Here is a 16,370-nt window from a genome sequence, read left to right on the forward strand (position 1 = left end):
CGTGCTGCTTACTAAGCAATCAGCACGGTGAATCGGTGTCATAAGTTTAAGCGCGACATTCTCCCAGCTTTGGCAGAACATGTAACTAAGAAATCGCGTTACCGTTAACGTCGATTAAGCAATTCGATTGTTTAGCGTCTGAAATCCGTTGTAGATACGTGATGACGTGGTAAACCAACACATAGCGCCAAACACACAGGCTATCTCAACAAAGTTCGCAGGGAACACACACATCAGCACAAAGCAGAGAATCGTTTCCGAGCCTTCGGTAAGGCCAGTCATGTAATAAAGCGATTTGTTCTTGTAGACAGGATCGTCGATACCTTGCTTGCTCGCCATAATGGCAAACGCCAAGAAACTACTCCCAGTGCCGATGAAGGAGAAAATCAAGAAGGCGCCTACTAATGCGTTCTGATCAGGGTTCGCCAACACAAAGCCAAATGGCACCAATGAATAGAACAGAAAATCGAGGCTAATATCGAGAAAACCACCCGCATCAGTGACGCCTTGAATACGTGCGAGCGCACCATCTAAGCCGTCCATGATGCGATTAATCCCAATAAACAGTAACGCTAAACCGTACTGTTCCATCGCCAATGCAGGAAGTGCAAGCAAGCCGATGACAAACCCAGTCACCGTGGTTTGATTCGCACTAACACCCATTTCATCAACCATTTCAGCGACTCTCGCCAGCGGCCAACGTACGGCGCGAATTCCCATGCTATCAAGCATTCGTTTGTTCCTTTTGTTTCATGTTCCAAGGCCAAGTCAGCAATTGGCTACCTGGCGGAATATCGGCGACATCATGAGTCACCATTAACGCCGGAATATCGGCTTCTTTTAATTGTTCTACCACCCAGTCACGAAACTGAGTACGTAGATCGTTATCCAACTTACTAAATGGTTCGTCGAGCAATGCTATCTTGGGTTTGGCAAGCAACATGCGCGTCAAACTAATGCGAGCTCGCTGACCACCGGAGATTTGGTCAGGGAATGAATCGGCCAAATTTACCAACGAGATGTGTTTTAACGCCTGCATGGCGCGATCTTTTCGCTCAGATCCTTTGATGGAGTCCGGCAGCGCAAACGCGAGGTTTTCCCAAATCCGTAAGTGAGGAAACAGCAAATCATCTTGAAACAAAATGCCCACATCTCGCTGATGCGCTGGCAGATTGTCCAATACCACCCCATTCAACCTAATGGTGCCAGTGTAGATAAACTCACCAGAAAGGTGCCCTGCAATGGCATCCAGCAAGGTGGATTTCCCGCACCCGCTTGGCCCCATCAAACAAAGGACTTCACCTTTGTCGACACACATATTGAGCGACGAGAACAAGGTCTCGCCTGAGGTTTTACGAATGGCGAGGTTTTCGAGACAGATACTCATCTGGCAACAACCCTTTGATTGATAGTCGACGATATTTCACCTGCAAATGGCTTATCAATATCGCGAACGAGAAAAACAACAGCGGCAATAGCGCCTGCCAAATGGCATAAATGGCGGTGACTCGACGGTCAAAGCCGCTCGACAAAGCCACTGCTTCCGTGGTTAATGTGCTGATCCGCCCAGCCCCCAATACGAGCGTTGGCAAATACTGTGCGAGGCTCACGCTAATACCGATAGCCCATGCAAACACGATCGCGGGAAGCAAAATAGGCAGCTTTATCTTTAGCCATACACGGAGAGGCGATTTCCCAAGGCTCAGAGCAACACGGGTGAAACCTTCGTTGTAGCTACGCCATGGACCATCTAAAGACAAGTAAACATAAGGGAAGGCAAAGAACACATGCGCCCAGCAAACCCAAGAGAAATGAGCATCACTGCTAAGGTACAAAGTGGCAACTTGCATACCAAACAAAATTGAAAGCTGTGGGATCAGCATAGGAACCGCAATAATATAGCCTGGAACTTGCAGGCGATATCGTAGCCGATACTCGTGCGCCAGCAATGCCATAACCAGCGCAATAGACGCTGAAATGACTGCAATCACTATGCTTTGTTCAATGGTGCCGAGAATAGACGCCCACTCGTACTCCCAGAAGCGCAAGCTATAGCGACTTGGAAGAAGATCAGGGAATCGCCAACGTTGTGCAACGCTCCAAAGCAGCATCAGCGGCATCATAGCAACTGACAAGGTTAACAAACCCATAAACACAATTTTGCCAGGGAACGCAATGCCGCGTCTCCCCGAGTATTGCCACGTTCGCCATCCCTTAGTGAGTAACCACTCCACCGCACGAGCAAGGCCAATCAGCATTAAGGAAATAATGAACAGAACCACAGCGCCAGCAGATGCGCGTGGCAGCAAAGATAAATCAGGATCGTTAAACCATTGCCATACCAGCACAGCAAACGTCGGTGGGTTGGTTGGGCCGATAATCATTGCGACATCAACAACCGACAAACCGTAAGCCATCACCGCCAGCATTGGGAAACGTAACTTGGTGAGCCATTGCGGTAGCACACACTTCCACCATGCTTGCGCGCGACTATAACCCAATGATGCAGACACTTTTTCGATTTGCTTGACGTTCACTTGCTGCAAGATGGAAATGCTCATCAGCACAAGGAAAGGCACTTCTTTTAACGCCAACATTAGGATCATGCCCAGCGCATGAGGGTCATTAATCACCAGCGCGAGATCGGCACCACTCTGCCCGGACGTATCATAGGCAAACCACTCACGCATCACCCGAGCACCCATGCCTGTCGGCGCAAACAAGAACGCAAAACCAATCGCAAACGCGACATGCGGCACCGCCAAAAGCGGTGACAAAGAGACTTCAATTTTGCGCCAAAATGACGTCCCCCAACTCGCCTGTAAAATAGCAAACGTGATGATACAAGCAAGATACGTGCTCGCAACGGTAGAGTAGATCGTCATCGCGATCGACCGCCAAACACCCTGCCAATCAAACACCATGGCAAAACCATCAAACGATGGATGATGCATACCCAGCGGCGGAATATAACCAAGAGACGACAGTGAAACACCGAGCAGCCCAAAGGCCGTCGGCAACACACAGCAAACAAGAATTAGCAGATAGAACACACGTAGCATCAGACCTAACTTCCGTAGCGCTTCAGCCACTCTTTCTCGATGGCGCTTTGCCAACTCGGGTGAGTTTCAGAAACAGATTTAAACGGTTTATTGTCTTTGGCGGAACCAAACAAGTGCTCACTTTTCAATACCGACGGATCTCCCCAGATCTCGATATTCCCTTTACGCGACTGCGCCTCAGGACAAAGCAAGAAGTTAGTGACCACTAACGCTGCGGCCTTGGCATTCGCGTTCCAAGGCACAGCAAGATAGTGAATGTTCGACAGCGCACCGGAATCCATCGCATAAGCACGGGTCGATTCTGCCAAATTGCCTGACGCGTGTGCGGCATATACCGCGTTTGGGTTAAACGTGATCGCTAAGTCTATTTGACCATCATCCAGCAATTGGAACGTTTCTGCTGTGCCCGCAGGGAACTGCTTACCGCCACGCCACGCAACACGGTGCAAAGCATCTAAGTACGCCCATAGCGGCTGAGTGACCGCTGCATAATCAGTATCTGAAACAGGGTTTTGTAAACGAGGTGCGTTGCCGGAAAGCTCAATCAGCAAAGCTTTTAAGAAGCTAGTACCATGAAATTCTGGCGGTCTCGGATAAGTAATACGGTTTGGATTAGCTTGCGCGTAACGAAGCATCTCAGCGAACGAGCGAGGCGGGCTTTCCAGTTCTTCTAAATCATGAACAAACACCAGTTGACCCATCCCCCATGGCGCTTCTAAGCCTTCGGTTGGCTCTGAAAAATCCACGGTAACAGGCAACGCTTGGTCGACATATTGCCAACTCGGTAGCGCATCAACAAAGGGGCCAAACAACAATTGGTTGTCTTTGAGCGATTTAAAGTTCTCGCCATTAATCCACATTAAGTCAACGCTGCCACCTTGTACTTTGCCCGCCGCTTTCTCGGCGATCAATCGAGTGGTGGTTTCCGTAATATCCGCCACTTTTACGTGATGCAAGGTCACACCATAGCGACGCTGAACTTCTTTCTTTGCCCATTGCAGATAGCGGTTTATTTCTTGATTCCCACCCCATGCGTGGAAATATACATCTTGCCCTACGGCTTCTGCTTCAACCTGCTCCCAGTTATGGATATTTGCGCCTGTCTTATGCATACCGGTAGTAAACTGGTCTGTGGCCAGCACCGCGAACGAAGCCGTTAACAAGGCAAAGGCAGAAATTAGTTTTTTCATCGAATTCGGTCTTATTATTTTATTGGGCAGTTTGCATTCTTCATAACCAAGCAACCTCACGCTGCTTATTCAGCACGAATGTGTTTGGGTATGACTGACATAAAACGCAAAAATCGTCCCTTACATGAAGCAAGGGACGACACAATATTCACTTCAGAAAAGAGCGCAAGTTATTTCGCTAGATCTGCCATGTTGATGCCTTTTTTCTTGGCAATGTATTTCGGGATAAGAGACATACCGAAAAGCACCAAACCTGCAGCAGCAAACTTAACAAGTAGCATTGCAGACACACCGTTCGTTGCGATGTCACCCGCCATGTAAGCGAAGATGAACGCGCCCGGCGCCATAGTAACAAGAGAAACCAGCGCGTAAGTGCCAAGGTTCAAACTGGTTAGGCCGTAAGCGTAGTTTTGCAGGCTGAATGGGAACACAGGAACAAGACGCGTCAGGATCAAGAAGCTAGTGCCGTTTTGCGCCACACCGTCATCGATCTTCTTAAAGATTGGGTTGTCGCCAAACTTCTTCATGATGGTGTTACGAAGCAAGAAACGCGCAACAACGAAGGCAACAACTGCGCCTAAGGTTGCAGAGAACAGCGCAAGAACACCGCCTTTGATAGGACCAAACACGATGCCCGCAACAATGGTGAACGCACTGCCCGGCAGCAAGAACACACATGCAAAAACGAATGCTGCAACAAACACAACATAACCTAGCGCACCGAAGCCCGCGATCCAGTCTTGTAGGCTCTTAATATCCGTGATGATTTCAAGAATACCTGTTTGTTTTGCAACGAAGATAATCGCGGCAATTGCCAGAGCGAACAAACCAATTTTGACAAATTTCATTTTGAGTTACCTGATAAAAACGAATTCGATAACGTCTTGCTGCATGAGCAAGAACTTGGTCAAACTGTTAGCGTGTAAGCACCATCAACGCACTCGGGGGAACCGGAAGTTCATGATGGTGTGACACGCTAACTTGACCAAAAATTAAACGTAATGGGTGATTACAGTGACACGCACTTAATCAGCGCAGAACGTGATTTGTAACGGTTGAACCATGCTTTCATCGGGTTAGCCAAAACGTTCACTGGCGCTGGTGAGTCTTTCATCACCACTGGACCAAACATCAGGTCTAGAATATGCCAAGCGTTTTGACCCACACCCATCATGGATGCACGGCATGCTGCGCAGTACACAACAACGTGGTCACTTTGGAACTCGTCAACACGGCGTTGAACAACGCGGTTCGCGATATCAGGGTTTGCTGGCACAACCATGCCGCCAAAACCACAGCAGCGCGTGTTTTCACGGGTGTACTCAGGCTCAACGATCTTGTAGCCCAGTTCAGTCATGATCCAACGGATACCGTCTTGCAGTTCTTTCTCGTAGCGCGTAGAGCAAGAGTCATGAATGGTGAATACCACATCACTGTCTTTTGCTTTGCCAACAAGCTCTTTTGGCAGACCAATCGTTGGCAGCAGTTTCCAGAGCGACAATGGCTTTTGTTTACCGCCTGACTTTTTAATCATGCCGTAGCAGCTTTGGCACGCCACGATCACTTCTTCAGCTTGTAGCATGTCAAAGTCAGCCTGAAGCTGGCCGTAACGCTCTTTAAACTTGTCAGCCTGACCAATTGCCGCTGTCGGCTTACCACAACATTTTTGAACCGCACCCATCTCTGGGAATACGTTTTTCAGGTGCGCAGCCATCGCGGCAACGCCTTCTGGAGAGTAGGATGGCAGGCTGCATCCTGGCATAAATACTTTATTGGTCATTTTGTGGTTACCGCGCGTTTAGCCATAGTGAAGAGTTTTGAGAAGCCAAGCTTCTGGTGCATGTTGATCGCTTTGTGCCCTTTCATTGGAGACTCACCGTTGTTCGAGTTAACGAAATCAACACGAGCACCCAGGAAGATTTCCTTCATTGGGTAATCTTTCGGACACACGATGGTGCACTGATCACAAGCGTTACATGAGTAAGCTAGCAGTGGATCCATCTCTTTCTTGGTCACAAAGTCATTGAACAGGGTCTTCGGACAATCACCGAAGTCGTTCATCATGACGCACTCACTCATACACAGTTTGCAAGTACATTGCAGACAGCGAGTAGACTCTTGTTTCACTTGTTCTTGGGTAAATCCAAAATCAACTTGAGCAAAGTCGCGCTTACGCTCTTCAGCATCACGTAATTCGCCGTGTAGACGAGGAACATCAACCGTGCCTTTTGGCAGCGGGATGTCTAGACGAGAGGCATAGCTGTATTCGTCTTGGAAATCACGACCTTCATCCAAAGGACGGCCCGCGAATTGACGCTCAATGCTCATTGCCGCTTTGCGACCTAGCGCCATCGCTTCAATCACGATGTTACCGCCGCATGCATCGCCTGCCACGTAAACGCCTGCAACCGAGGTCGCCATGGTGTTCTTATCAACCACGTAACGACCGCCACGGGTTTGCTCAAGCGCACCATCAGTGATGTCAGCGACAACCTGACCCGTTGCAAACACCACGGTGTCCACTTCAACAATGCGTGTTTCATCTGCATAGCTTGGAGCAAAGTTGCCGTTTTCATCCAAGATTGAAATAACGCGCTTCAAAGTGATCGAGAACACTTTGCCGTCTTTCTCTTCGATAGAGATTGGGCCCCAACCTGCATTGAACGACACGCCTTCTTCCAGCGATTCTTCAATTTCAACGTGGCTAGCTGGCAGTTTGTCCATGCCTTCCAGTGAACACTGGTGCACTTCATCTGCGCCGATGCGCCATGAAGAACGTGCACAGTCCATCGCTACGTCGCCGCCGCCGATGACCATGACGCGCTTACCTGCGCGTGGGAATGCGCGGGTTTCAGAGATTTCTTTCAGGTATTCAACCGCAGAGAAAACGCCTTCTGCTTTGTGGCCTGGAAGCGGAATGATAGAACCAACGTGCGCACCATGAGCCAGAACCACAGCATCATGGGTTTCACGCAATTCAGCAAAAGTGATGTCTTTGCCGATTTCTACACCGAATTTAGTTTCAATGCCCAGCATATCTAGGTAGCTGTATTCGAAATCGATAACGTTGCGTGGCAGACGGTACTCAGGAATACCGACGCGCATCATGCCGCCATACACATTTAGTTTTTCAAAAATTGTGACACTGTGACCTTTGCGGCGAAGTTCAATCGCAGCCTGTGCACCCGCTGGGCCAGCACCGATGATTGCGATTTTCTTGCCCGTTGGGTTAAGAACAGCAAGATCCCAGTTTTCTTTGTTATCCATTTTCTCGGCAACAAAGCGTTTGATGCCAGCAACACTGATCGCTTGACCGTATTCAGTGTTACGACGACATGCCGCTTCACAAGGGTGCGCACAAATGCGGCCCAGTGTTTGTGGCAGGAACAATTTACCGCGAATGGTATCAAGTGCTTCTTGATACTTACCTTCACCGGCCAGACGCACATACTGCTTAACATCAGTGTGCATAGGACATGCTGTTTGACATGCAGGATCCGCATCGCCCATACAGCCATCTACTACGCGTTGTGCCGCGTCATAGATTTTTTGGCTAAAGATTACATTGCTCATTATTTTTATGCTTCCAGTAGAAGTTGAATTCTTTTTTATCAGTCACATGAAGCAGGGGTCAGCAACACACTGACCCACTGGCTTATTCACTGGCTTATTAGCCAAGCAACTGGTTTGGATGATTAGCTTTTGCCGTTTTGTACTTTTACATCAGAGCGTGTTTGCTCGTAGTGGGCGTAGCTGTATTCAATCCAAGAGCCGTCGTAGTTGTAGATGTCTTCTGCACCTAGCACTTCTTCCAGCACCATTTGGGTGTGTGCTGAACGAACACCAGACTGGCAATATGCGATAACTTTTTTGCCTTTGATAACGTCGCCGTACAGCGCTTGCAGCTCTTCCGCTGATTTCAGCGTGCTGTCTTCGTTAAGGGCTTGAGTCCAGTTAATGTGAACGCTGCCAGGAATAGTGCCTGGACCAAATGCGCCGCCAACAGTGGTTGAACCATCAAATTCTTTTGCACCACGAGTATCAAGGATCACCCAATCTTCAGACGATTGAGCGTCGAGCACCATGTCCAACGTCGCTAGGCCGTTCACTTCTTCTTGCGGAGCTGGAGCAACGTAGTTGGTTGCCGCTACAGTTGGGTTTGCGTTACCGGTTGAGAAGCCTTCGCCAATCCATGCGTTCAAGCCGCCATCTAGGTAGCGAACATCGTCATGACCAAGGTTTTTGATTTGCCAGAAAAGGCGTGCAGCATCGTGATGAGAATTAGCCGCGTAAACAACAATGGTAGAAGAAGGGGTTGCGCCGTATTGGCTAAGAATTGCTTCCATTTCATCGACAGAATTACGCATGCCATCGAACGCGTAGTCACCTTCAGCGGCAGAGTAATCATTACGCCACATAGAGAATGAACCTTCGATTGGCGCGTCAGGTTTTACTGGGTTTAGTGCACCAATAACAACCACATCAGCACCCGTGCCCATAATGCTTTTCAAATCTTGCGCAGAAATGAACGCTTCAGGGTTTGCATACTCATTGAACTTTTCGTTCAGCACATCAGCACTCACTTGAACGGCTTTTGCACCAAACATAGAGGTATAGCCAACATAACCTGCCGCCATTACCGCTGCGAGTACCCCGATTGCTACTGTCGATTTCTTCATCACATCACTTCCAAAAACGTTTAAAATTTTTCGCCCATCACTGAGCAGAATGAAATCGGAGGCATGAAACTTCGATGCAGGCTTTATGATTGTTTTTTAGTGCCAACACGTTGAAAAGCATCACACAATTAGTCCTTTATTGGCTGCCAAGAGCCAGTAGCACGGATTGTGCGTTGTTAATGGGGGGGAAGATATTGTGGTAAACCACAATATCTTCAGTAATTTGATCTAAAACAACATAAATATTGGGGTTTAATCAGGTATGATTCGCGCCAGTCGATATCGCTCCTATGTAGAACCTACTTTTGTCTGGATTTTTCGTACGCCTGTTGCCCCTATTTAGCGTCAAGGCGGCTTTATTTATCATCATCGGTATTTGTTGTTTTTGTCCGTGTCCGGCTACGGCCGGGGCTATACAACACTACGATGTCGGTGTTTTGGCTTTACGCGGGGATGACCACGCGAAAAAATCATGGCAGCCAACACTGCATTGGCTTGAGTCCCAAATCCCAAATACAACGTTTGAGATGCACACGTATGACTTCGACGAACTCGACGACGCATTTCGGCACAATCAGCTAGACTTTTTGCTCACCAGCCCAGGACAAGCCACTAAAATTGCGCGTCAATATCAGCTCAATTGGCTAGCAACACAAAAAACGGCGTATAGCAGTAATTCAACACACTCCATCGCGTCAGTTGTCGTGGTGCGTAGCGATTCACCCTATCAAACCTTAAAAGATATTGAACGCGCCTCTATCGCTGCCGTTTCTGAGAAGGCGTTTGGCGGGTTTCTTGCCTTACGGTATGAGCTAGATAAGCTCGATTTTTTCAGTAGATCATTCTTTAGAAACATCCAATTTACTGGGCCACCTACAGACAAGTTACTGTTAGACGTACTCGACAAATCGCTTGATGTGGCCATTGTTCCAGCCTGTACATTGGAAAACATGGTCAAAGAAGGTTTGCTGCAACGAGACCAGTTCCGCGTGCTTGAAAAAAAGCACCCACATGACTCCGTTTGCGCCGTCACAACCGCTTTGTATCCCAACTGGACACTCGCTAAAACAACACGTGCATCTAACGAAATTGGCAAAAAAGTCACTCAAGCCTTGTTGTCTTTGCCGGAATATTCGAAAGCAGCCGCTGCGGCTGGAAACATTGGCTGGACCTTACCCGCTAGCTCCGTTCACGTAGACAAAGTGTTTCAGCACCTTGATATGCACCCCTTGCAAGCAAGCTGGCAAGAAGGTTTGTTCAAATGGCTGACGAAAAACCAACTGATTACTTTTGGGATTGTGCTCTTTCTCATCATTCTCAACGTCTATCACTTCTGGCTCGAATATCACTTCAACCGCAGTAAGAAAGACTTAGAGCGCACACTGTTTGATCTCAAAGAAAAAAACACCATGCTGGAACATGCTCAACGCACCATGATTGTTGGGGAACTAGGCAGCAGCATCGCTCACGAAATCAATCAGCCATTGAGCACGATAAAAAACTATTCCGAAGGCATTCAACGACGTCTGGATCAGGGCATGACTGCCGAAGAACTTGCACCGTTTTTAGGCAAGATTCACCAGCAAGTGGGCGTGGCTGGCGATATTGTTCAACGCTTGCGAAGCCTTATCAAACGCACCCCGAGTGAGCGTGTTATCTGTGACCCAGCCGCCTTCATTAAAGAGTCATTGGAGCTTATCGAGTTTGATTTCCAAGCACTGAAAATCGATTTGAAATTCTCCGAAGAAGGCACGCCAATACAAGGGGAGTTTGATTACATTGGCATGCAACAAGTGATGCTCAATTTACTGCGCAACGCTAAAGAAGCCTGTTTAGCCAATCTGGAATGGGATACTTCGCCGGGTGTCAGTGTTGAACTCTTGTATGGCGAGAATGACATTGTTATTCGTGTTGCAGACAATGGCATTGGATTAGAGGCCAATGAGGAAACCCTCAAAGAGCCATTCTTTACCACTAAACAAGACGGTCTTGGCCTAGGGCTGGCCATTTGTCGCGACGTGATTGATGCGCACCACGGTCACTTTATTATCCAGCCTGCTCGTCCTAAAGGCTGTGAAGTCACAGTGATCATTCCCATTAAAAGAGAACAAAAATAATGATGAACAATACTGGGCCTGTCTATGTGGTTGACGACGAAGACGCGGTAAGAGAATCGTTGGTATTCATGCTCGAAACCTATGGTTTTATCATTCAGGACTTTGGTTCAGGCCCTGACTTTCTTGCACGCGTAGATGTTCAACACCCCGGATGTATCGTGCTTGATAGCCGAATGCCAGAAATGCGCGGACAAGAGCTACAGTCTTTGCTGATTGAAGCCAAAAGTCCATTGTCGATTATCTTTCTAACAGGCCACGGTGACATACCCATGGCCGTTGACGCGCTCAAAGACGGCGCGATCGATTTCTTTCAAAAGCCAGTTGACGGTGACAAGCTAGCGAGGGCCATAGACAAAGCACTGGTTCACTCCTATCAACGCCAAGGCCATGCTTGCGTCGAGAAGAAATACGCCAGCCTCACCGAACGTGAGAAAGAAGTGTTGAAAGAAGTGCTTAAAGGCCAAACCAACCAACAGATGGCGAAAACACTGTGTGTGTCTTTGCGAACCATTGAAGTTCATCGCGGCAACATGATGAAAAAATTCGAAGCCAGCAACGTGGCAGATTTGGTGCTTAGGCTCAGTACGCTTATTCAACAGAACAAACTTTAATGCGTCTGCGATAGGTGCGCATAAACACTGTGTTGCGGTTCTTCCAATCACGCGCCATCTTCACCTTCACTTTTACTCAATATTCATTAAGCAGCCAGTGAGCATCACATACGCTGCAATGAAACTCGCCCCTCAATTGCGTCAGTGAATCGAACCGTGTTTAATGACGTCAACGAAATATGAGGTGACAAATGGCAACGATCAAGGATGTAGCAAGGGAGGCAGGCGTCTCTGTCGCGACGGTTTCTCGAGTGATAAACAAATCACCAAAAACGAGCGAATCATCGATTAACGCCGTCACCAACGCGATGAGTAAACTCGGCTATCGTCCCAATGCAGCAGCGCGAGCACTGGTCAGTCAAAGTACCAACACAGTTGGCGTATTGGTGGGTGATGTTTCAGACCCCTTTTTTGGCACCTTAGTGAAAGCCGTGGACAACGTTGCCCATGAACACGGCAAGCATCTATTGATTAGCAATGGCTATCACCGAGCGGAAGAAGAGCGCAACGCCATTGAACTACTCATCAACAACCGTTGCGAGGCGTTAGTTATCCACTCAAAGGGCTTATCCGATGAAGAATTGATCGGCTATGCGCAAGAAGTAAAAGGAATGGTGATCATCAACCGACACATTCCACAATTAGCCGAACGATGTATTTCGCTGGATAATCGCAAAGGGGCTTATCTGGCAACGGAGTACCTCATCCAACAGGGTCATATCAAGATCGCGTGCATTGCATCTTCGCATGATATCGAAGATGCGTCCGATCGCGTCGCTGGCTATCTCGCAGCATTGAGCGACCACGATATTTCGCTCTCAAGCAACGATGTCGAACACAACGAGTACATCGAATATAACGAGCCAAACAGCGAAGGTGGCGAAGTCGCCATGACCCGTCTTATAGCCCAGTCTTTGGAGATAACGGGCGTAGTCGCTTACAACGATTACATGGCTTCTGGTGCGCTATCTGTGTTGGATGAGCATGGCATCAAAGTGCCTGAGCAAGTCTCCATGATGGGATTTGATGATGGTTTAATTGCTCGCTACGTTCACCCTCGCCTCACCACGGTGCGTTATCCCATTCAAATGATGGCAGATAAAGCGGCTCGGTTAGCGCTAGCTTTGGCACGCTCTGAATCGGTTGAACCTGAAGCCATCGTTTTCTCTCCGACGCTTGTGCGTCGAAACTCCGTCGCATCGGTTCAATGACCACCAGAAACAAAAAAGTACGCCAATTCAGCCCCGTCATTTTCGCTTGGTAGTTATCGTAATGACACAGTTGCTTGGTGATTAATCAGTGGCGGGCATACATCCATCCGGCGCTCACCCGAGCAATTGACTTAATAAAGCAGCAACGGGCTTGTCCAACACCCAAATAAAGTGTCGGCTGCGCGACACTTATTCTTATTTGTTAGGGTTAAGACCATGGAAAACAACTCAAGCTTACTGGCCTAATTTGGCCACTTAATCTTGTAGCTACTTCCACCCATGATTTTGAAGCATTCGCATGATTAAGCAACTTTGACACTTGGCTTTTTATTATGTCCCAATCGAACTCTTCGATAACTAATGTCGGGGGTGAAAAGCAATTTATTGGACGACAACTCATAGCTTTGGGAGACGCTACATAAAACTCAAAATGCACGCTGTCTGCTTGATGATTTTCGAAGCATAAATCCAGTTCGAATAAAATATCGAAGTTTTCGAAATTTTCAGGATACCCCGAATCAACAGGCTCTAACTGATCACTTGATATGCCAAGTAGCTCAACATTCATATATAACCCTAACGCCGCAATAACGGGCGCTTACCAAACCGCCCAAAACTGCGCTAATCTTTTGTATTCACAACACTTTGAAAAGCTGCCGCATTGACAAAGTGTCCCGTTGATGGCCATTGTTATGTGATTTACTCATTGGGTGATTGCAACCACTTTATTTGTTCTCTACTAAATGACCCCAGCCATTTAGCAGAGCCATCACTGAGCACACATTCGATTTCAAAAGCTCGATTATCATGTACCATCACAACTGCACCGCTATCGCCGATCTGAGCCTCTGGAACGTTTTTGTTCAGTGATATTATCTCGACTACATCATGTTCTTTGATTGTTCTGAAACAGCTAATACAAAGGACTTCGCCGGCATCCTCTTTTCGTTTCAATTCCTCAATTGACTCGGAAGAGGTGATTCTTAGATGAAATGATTCGCCGCACCTTGAGCAATTAGTAAAAGCCATGACTCTCCTGAAACATAACGTCGGCTTAAGGTGCGTAAAACATAAGCTTCACGCAAGAAAGTCACCGTAAACGCCATAAGTTGATATAAAAAATTTGCGGAGATGTTTTGCGCCCGCCTTGACAACCTTTGTTATAAAGCTAGCACCCAATCTATTTGACTAGCCGAACCTCGCGTTTTTCCTTTGCAAACAGCCCGCAGGATGCTTGGTCTTTCCTAGCCATTGATGTCTTGTTTGCAACACCTTCAATGGTGAGCGGCGAAGCCGCGGAATGTAGGTCCAGCCTCGAAGTGGCGCCTTTGATTGCTTTATTAAACATTGTCGAGTTCACCGTACCTTAAATACAATAAATTTTCGCCAGTTCCGATTTTCCACGGTGCTGCGCTATTACGTTCAATTTTTTCACAAAGTTGAGTTGTGGCTGGACAATCAGCTAGCACTTCAGTCAACACGCAACTAGCAGACTCAAGATGGTCATCAGTGGCATCGTCGGTGAAGACAGCGTGAAAGCTCAGCATACCTGACTCTAAAGATGCATAGACATATCTTAACGTTGGCGGAACTTCACCAAGCATTGCTCTCTGGACACTCTTTGCTATATCGATACACATGATTTTGATGCTTAACGTCGTCTTAAGGGGCTAAAAAACACGATTCACTCGAAACAACCACCTTAAGCGCCAAAATTTGAAAAGACCAGAAAATGGCCCAGTGTTTTTCATCCCCACTTAAGCTATTGTTATACAAACTATTTTATGAAATCTTTACGCATAAGCTGACCACGTTTCGGTTCAGCATCACCCGACTTGTACCACCCATTTTTCAGGTAGAAGTTCTCTGCTCCGGCATTACCGGGGATGTAGCGTAACATTGCGCCGATGCATTTAGCTTTTATTAGCTCATTGATGACGTAATCATGGATTATTTGCCCTAAACCTATACCTCTGTACTCCGGAGTGAGATAGAACAAATTTACATAACCAGCTTTTTGGTTGTCTGAGGTTTTGATATTTGACATGAACTCCAGTTGCCCAACAACTATCCCCTCATACCATATATGCAAAAATCCAAATGGGCTTTCCTCCTTTATTGAGCGAAACCAACGTACCGCCTCTTCTTTTGAAAACCCCTCCTCAGTGCCATGACTGATGATCCACGCATCTTTTCTAAATGCTATACAGGTGCTCACTGAACTTTCGAGGTCTACAGGGGTAAATACTACATCCATAATTGAAAGCTTCTATTGAAGTTGAGTTGATACCGTTTCACATAACGTTGCAATCTAGCGAATCCCCACAAAATCTCTTTTCTAAACAATGAGAATGACGCGCATCGACCCTTTTGATCTAATGAATTTCGCCAAAAACCACATTCCACCAAAAGAGATGAACGATGTGCGATATTCAAATTCTACAAGATACTCTACAAAATCAATGTCCCACTATTCATAAAAAACGGCTTCAGTCTCTGATACTTGCGACTCAATACTCACTCGATGGGGCTAACCTTACGCTCACTAAACTCGGTCGCTCCCTTAGCGTCATGACCACGGCTAAACATTCCCGTGACGCGATGTTGTCCAACGTGCGGGGAACGACTCATGGTCTGCGTGGGCGTCACTCGACCGAGGTAGCCGAAGGCGAACAGAATAAGGAGAATGGCGGGCATACATCCATCCGGCGCTCACCCGAGAAATTGACTTAATAAAGCAGCAACGGGCTTGTCCAACACCCAAATAAAGTATCGACTGCGCGACACTTATTCTTATTTGTTAGATTTTCACTTATTTCACAAGATACGATTTCTATTCTCTTGCTTTTAGCGCAGCGATAGTTTCATTTAATATATCAATACGCATTGGTTGAGTAACTACTATCATTTGATGTAGTTTAGATTCTTGGCCATCTTCATAAGTAATCCTTACTCTTCTTAATAGAAGCCAAGTCTCTTCGGATTTCATCATTTCAAAAGATGACTTACTTAAGTGCATACTCTTTTCCACGCCAGTCCATTCATTATTTACAATCAATGGTTTATCATCTTCAATTAGCAATTTTATTTTTTCATCGCGCTCATCTTCAATAACCACTGACTTAACTTTTTGATCAGTTAAAAATTGAATTCTATATTGCCATGTCCATCTTAATGATTCTCCCGGATTTTTAGGCAAAAATGTAAGTGCTCCTTCGATAACACGAGCCATATCATCAGAGGCACTTACAGGGAGTTTTGTTTCGTCATCAACTATAAATACAATTTCGCCATCTTCAGCAGTAGGTAGCTTGTACTCTTTTAATGCAGCAGAAACATGCGTTGTGAAAGTAATTAATATGAGAAGTAGAATATATTTCATTATTTCTCCAAATAATCCAACGTTGCCTTAAGCGGCCTATTTGAAAAAATTTAAGCCAATGCAATCACAGTGGCTTTTTTTAAAAATTCGCCCGCGTTTAACACGTCCAGCTTTAATG

General features: G+C 46.9%; 17 protein-coding genes. 3 read left to right on the plus strand and 14 right to left on the minus strand.

Going from position 1 to position 16,370, the window contains the following annotated elements; all coding sequences use genetic code 11:
• Positions 1 to 114 precede the first annotated feature (114 nt).
• The 8 genes from LRP50_RS19850 to LRP50_RS19885 form a co-directional block, all read right to left on the minus strand.
• Positions 115 to 732, minus strand: coding sequence for a CDP-alcohol phosphatidyltransferase family protein (locus LRP50_RS19850; protein ID WP_274166188.1), 618 nt, complete (start codon positions 730 to 732; stop codon positions 115 to 117).
• Entirely contained in the window at positions 725 to 1,387 is a 663-nt protein-coding gene (locus LRP50_RS19855; RefSeq protein ID WP_274166189.1) for an ATP-binding cassette domain-containing protein, read from the minus strand. Before LRP50_RS19855 ends, LRP50_RS19850 begins: the two co-directional genes overlap by 8 nt.
• On the minus strand, positions 1,353 to 3,062 hold the full coding sequence (locus LRP50_RS19860; protein WP_274166202.1) for an ABC transporter permease: 1,710 nt from the start codon (positions 3,060 to 3,062) through the stop codon (positions 1,353 to 1,355). Before LRP50_RS19860 ends, LRP50_RS19855 begins: the two co-directional genes overlap by 35 nt.
• 5 nt (positions 3,063 to 3,067) lie before the next feature.
• Positions 3,068 to 4,252, minus strand: a complete 1,185-nt coding sequence (locus LRP50_RS19865) for an ABC transporter substrate-binding protein (protein ID WP_274166190.1) — start codon at positions 4,250 to 4,252, stop codon at positions 3,068 to 3,070.
• A gap of 170 nt (positions 4,253 to 4,422) precedes the next feature.
• On the minus strand, positions 4,423 to 5,100 hold the full coding sequence (locus LRP50_RS19870; protein ID WP_274166191.1) for a TVP38/TMEM64 family protein: 678 nt from the start codon (positions 5,098 to 5,100) through the stop codon (positions 4,423 to 4,425).
• A 161-nt stretch (positions 5,101 to 5,261) separates the two neighbouring features.
• The gene (locus LRP50_RS19875) at positions 5,262 to 6,032 is read right to left on the minus strand and encodes a heterodisulfide reductase-related iron-sulfur binding cluster (RefSeq protein ID WP_274166192.1); all 771 of its coding nucleotides are present in this window, start codon (positions 6,030 to 6,032) and stop codon (positions 5,262 to 5,264) included.
• Entirely contained in the window at positions 6,029 to 7,825 is a 1,797-nt protein-coding gene (locus LRP50_RS19880; RefSeq protein WP_274166193.1) for an FAD-dependent oxidoreductase, read from the minus strand. Before LRP50_RS19880 ends, LRP50_RS19875 begins: the two co-directional genes overlap by 4 nt.
• A gap of 122 nt (positions 7,826 to 7,947) precedes the next feature.
• Positions 7,948 to 8,931: a sulfurtransferase gene (locus LRP50_RS19885; protein WP_274166194.1), complete on the minus strand. Its 984-nt coding sequence runs from the start codon at positions 8,929 to 8,931 to the stop codon at positions 7,948 to 7,950.
• Between the two features lie 374 nt (positions 8,932 to 9,305).
• Here LRP50_RS19885 and LRP50_RS19890 point away from each other — a divergent pair, with 374 nt between their 5' ends.
• The 3 genes from LRP50_RS19890 (at position 9,306) to LRP50_RS19900 (ending at position 12,870) form a co-directional block, all read left to right on the plus strand.
• A complete protein-coding gene (locus LRP50_RS19890) occupies positions 9,306 to 11,048 on the plus strand; it encodes a sensor histidine kinase (RefSeq protein WP_420791242.1) in 1,743 nt (580 codons plus the stop codon).
• Positions 11,048 to 11,659 carry a response regulator transcription factor gene (locus LRP50_RS19895; RefSeq protein WP_274166195.1) on the plus strand — a complete coding sequence of 204 codons (612 nt, stop codon included), beginning with the start codon at positions 11,048 to 11,050 and terminating at the stop codon, positions 11,657 to 11,659. Before LRP50_RS19890 ends, LRP50_RS19895 begins: the two co-directional genes overlap by 1 nt.
• A 191-nt stretch (positions 11,660 to 11,850) precedes the next feature.
• On the plus strand, positions 11,851 to 12,870 hold the full coding sequence (locus LRP50_RS19900) for a substrate-binding domain-containing protein (protein WP_274166196.1): 1,020 nt from the start codon (positions 11,851 to 11,853) through the stop codon (positions 12,868 to 12,870).
• Between the two features lie 208 nt (positions 12,871 to 13,078).
• Here the strand turns inward: LRP50_RS19900 and LRP50_RS25760 are convergent, their stop codons facing one another.
• The 6 genes from LRP50_RS25760 to LRP50_RS19930 form a co-directional block, all read right to left on the minus strand.
• Complete coding sequence (locus tag LRP50_RS25760) at positions 13,079 to 13,438, minus strand: Imm8 family immunity protein (protein WP_420791241.1); 360 nt, start codon at positions 13,436 to 13,438, stop codon at positions 13,079 to 13,081.
• 131 nt (positions 13,439 to 13,569) lie between these two features.
• Positions 13,570 to 13,899: a DUF4926 domain-containing protein gene (locus LRP50_RS19905; protein WP_274166197.1), complete on the minus strand. Its 330-nt coding sequence runs from the start codon at positions 13,897 to 13,899 to the stop codon at positions 13,570 to 13,572.
• Positions 13,900 to 14,210: 311 nt separating this feature from the next.
• Positions 14,211 to 14,510, minus strand: coding sequence for a MafI2 family immunity protein (locus tag LRP50_RS19910; protein ID WP_429741718.1), 300 nt, complete (start codon positions 14,508 to 14,510; stop codon positions 14,211 to 14,213).
• Between the two features lie 137 nt (positions 14,511 to 14,647).
• A complete protein-coding gene (locus tag LRP50_RS19915; protein ID WP_274166199.1) occupies positions 14,648 to 15,127 on the minus strand; it encodes a GNAT family N-acetyltransferase in 480 nt (159 codons plus the stop codon).
• 260 nt (positions 15,128 to 15,387) lie between these two features.
• On the minus strand, positions 15,388 to 15,567 hold the full coding sequence (locus LRP50_RS19925; protein WP_274166204.1) for a hypothetical protein: 180 nt from the start codon (positions 15,565 to 15,567) through the stop codon (positions 15,388 to 15,390).
• Between the two features lie 136 nt (positions 15,568 to 15,703).
• Entirely contained in the window at positions 15,704 to 16,252 is a 549-nt protein-coding gene (locus tag LRP50_RS19930) for a hypothetical protein (RefSeq protein ID WP_274166200.1), read from the minus strand.
• Between the last annotated feature and the right edge of the window lie 118 nt (positions 16,253 to 16,370).

Origin of the sequence: Enterovibrio gelatinilyticus (assembly GCF_028683095.1) — a bacterium.
GTDB lineage: Bacteria > Pseudomonadota > Gammaproteobacteria > Enterobacterales > Vibrionaceae > Enterovibrio > Enterovibrio gelatinilyticus.

Bases quoted from the DNA above. Each gene is read 5' to 3' on its own strand.
- LRP50_RS19850 (WP_274166188.1), bottom strand. From the start codon at position 732: ATGCTTGATAGCATGGGAATTCGCGCCGTACGTTGGCCGCTGGCGAGA.
- LRP50_RS19855 (WP_274166189.1), bottom strand. From the start codon at position 1,387: ATGAGTATCTGTCTCGAAAACCTCGCCATTCGTAAAACCTCAGGCGAG.
- LRP50_RS19860 (WP_274166202.1), bottom strand. From the start codon at position 3,062: ATGCTACGTGTGTTCTATCTGCTAATTCTTGTTTGCTGTGTGTTGCCG.
- LRP50_RS19865 (WP_274166190.1), bottom strand. From the start codon at position 4,252: ATGAAAAAACTAATTTCTGCCTTTGCCTTGTTAACGGCTTCGTTCGCG.
- LRP50_RS19870 (WP_274166191.1), bottom strand. From the start codon at position 5,100: ATGAAATTTGTCAAAATTGGTTTGTTCGCTCTGGCAATTGCCGCGATT.
- LRP50_RS19875 (WP_274166192.1), bottom strand. From the start codon at position 6,032: ATGACCAATAAAGTATTTATGCCAGGATGCAGCCTGCCATCCTACTCT.
- LRP50_RS19880 (WP_274166193.1), bottom strand. From the start codon at position 7,825: ATGAGCAATGTAATCTTTAGCCAAAAAATCTATGACGCGGCACAACGC.
- LRP50_RS19885 (WP_274166194.1), bottom strand. From the start codon at position 8,931: ATGAAGAAATCGACAGTAGCAATCGGGGTACTCGCAGCGGTAATGGCG.
- LRP50_RS19895 (WP_274166195.1), top strand. From the start codon at position 11,048: ATGATGAACAATACTGGGCCTGTCTATGTGGTTGACGACGAAGACGCG.
- LRP50_RS19900 (WP_274166196.1), top strand. From the start codon at position 11,851: ATGGCAACGATCAAGGATGTAGCAAGGGAGGCAGGCGTCTCTGTCGCG.
- LRP50_RS25760 (WP_420791241.1), bottom strand. From the start codon at position 13,438: ATGAATGTTGAGCTACTTGGCATATCAAGTGATCAGTTAGAGCCTGTT.
- LRP50_RS19905 (WP_274166197.1), bottom strand. From the start codon at position 13,899: ATGGCTTTTACTAATTGCTCAAGGTGCGGCGAATCATTTCATCTAAGA.
- LRP50_RS19910 (WP_429741718.1), bottom strand. From the start codon at position 14,510: ATGTGTATCGATATAGCAAAGAGTGTCCAGAGAGCAATGCTTGGTGAA.
- LRP50_RS19915 (WP_274166199.1), bottom strand. From the start codon at position 15,127: ATGGATGTAGTATTTACCCCTGTAGACCTCGAAAGTTCAGTGAGCACC.
- LRP50_RS19925 (WP_274166204.1), bottom strand. From the start codon at position 15,567: ATGCCCGCCATTCTCCTTATTCTGTTCGCCTTCGGCTACCTCGGTCGA.
- LRP50_RS19930 (WP_274166200.1), bottom strand. From the start codon at position 16,252: ATGAAATATATTCTACTTCTCATATTAATTACTTTCACAACGCATGTT.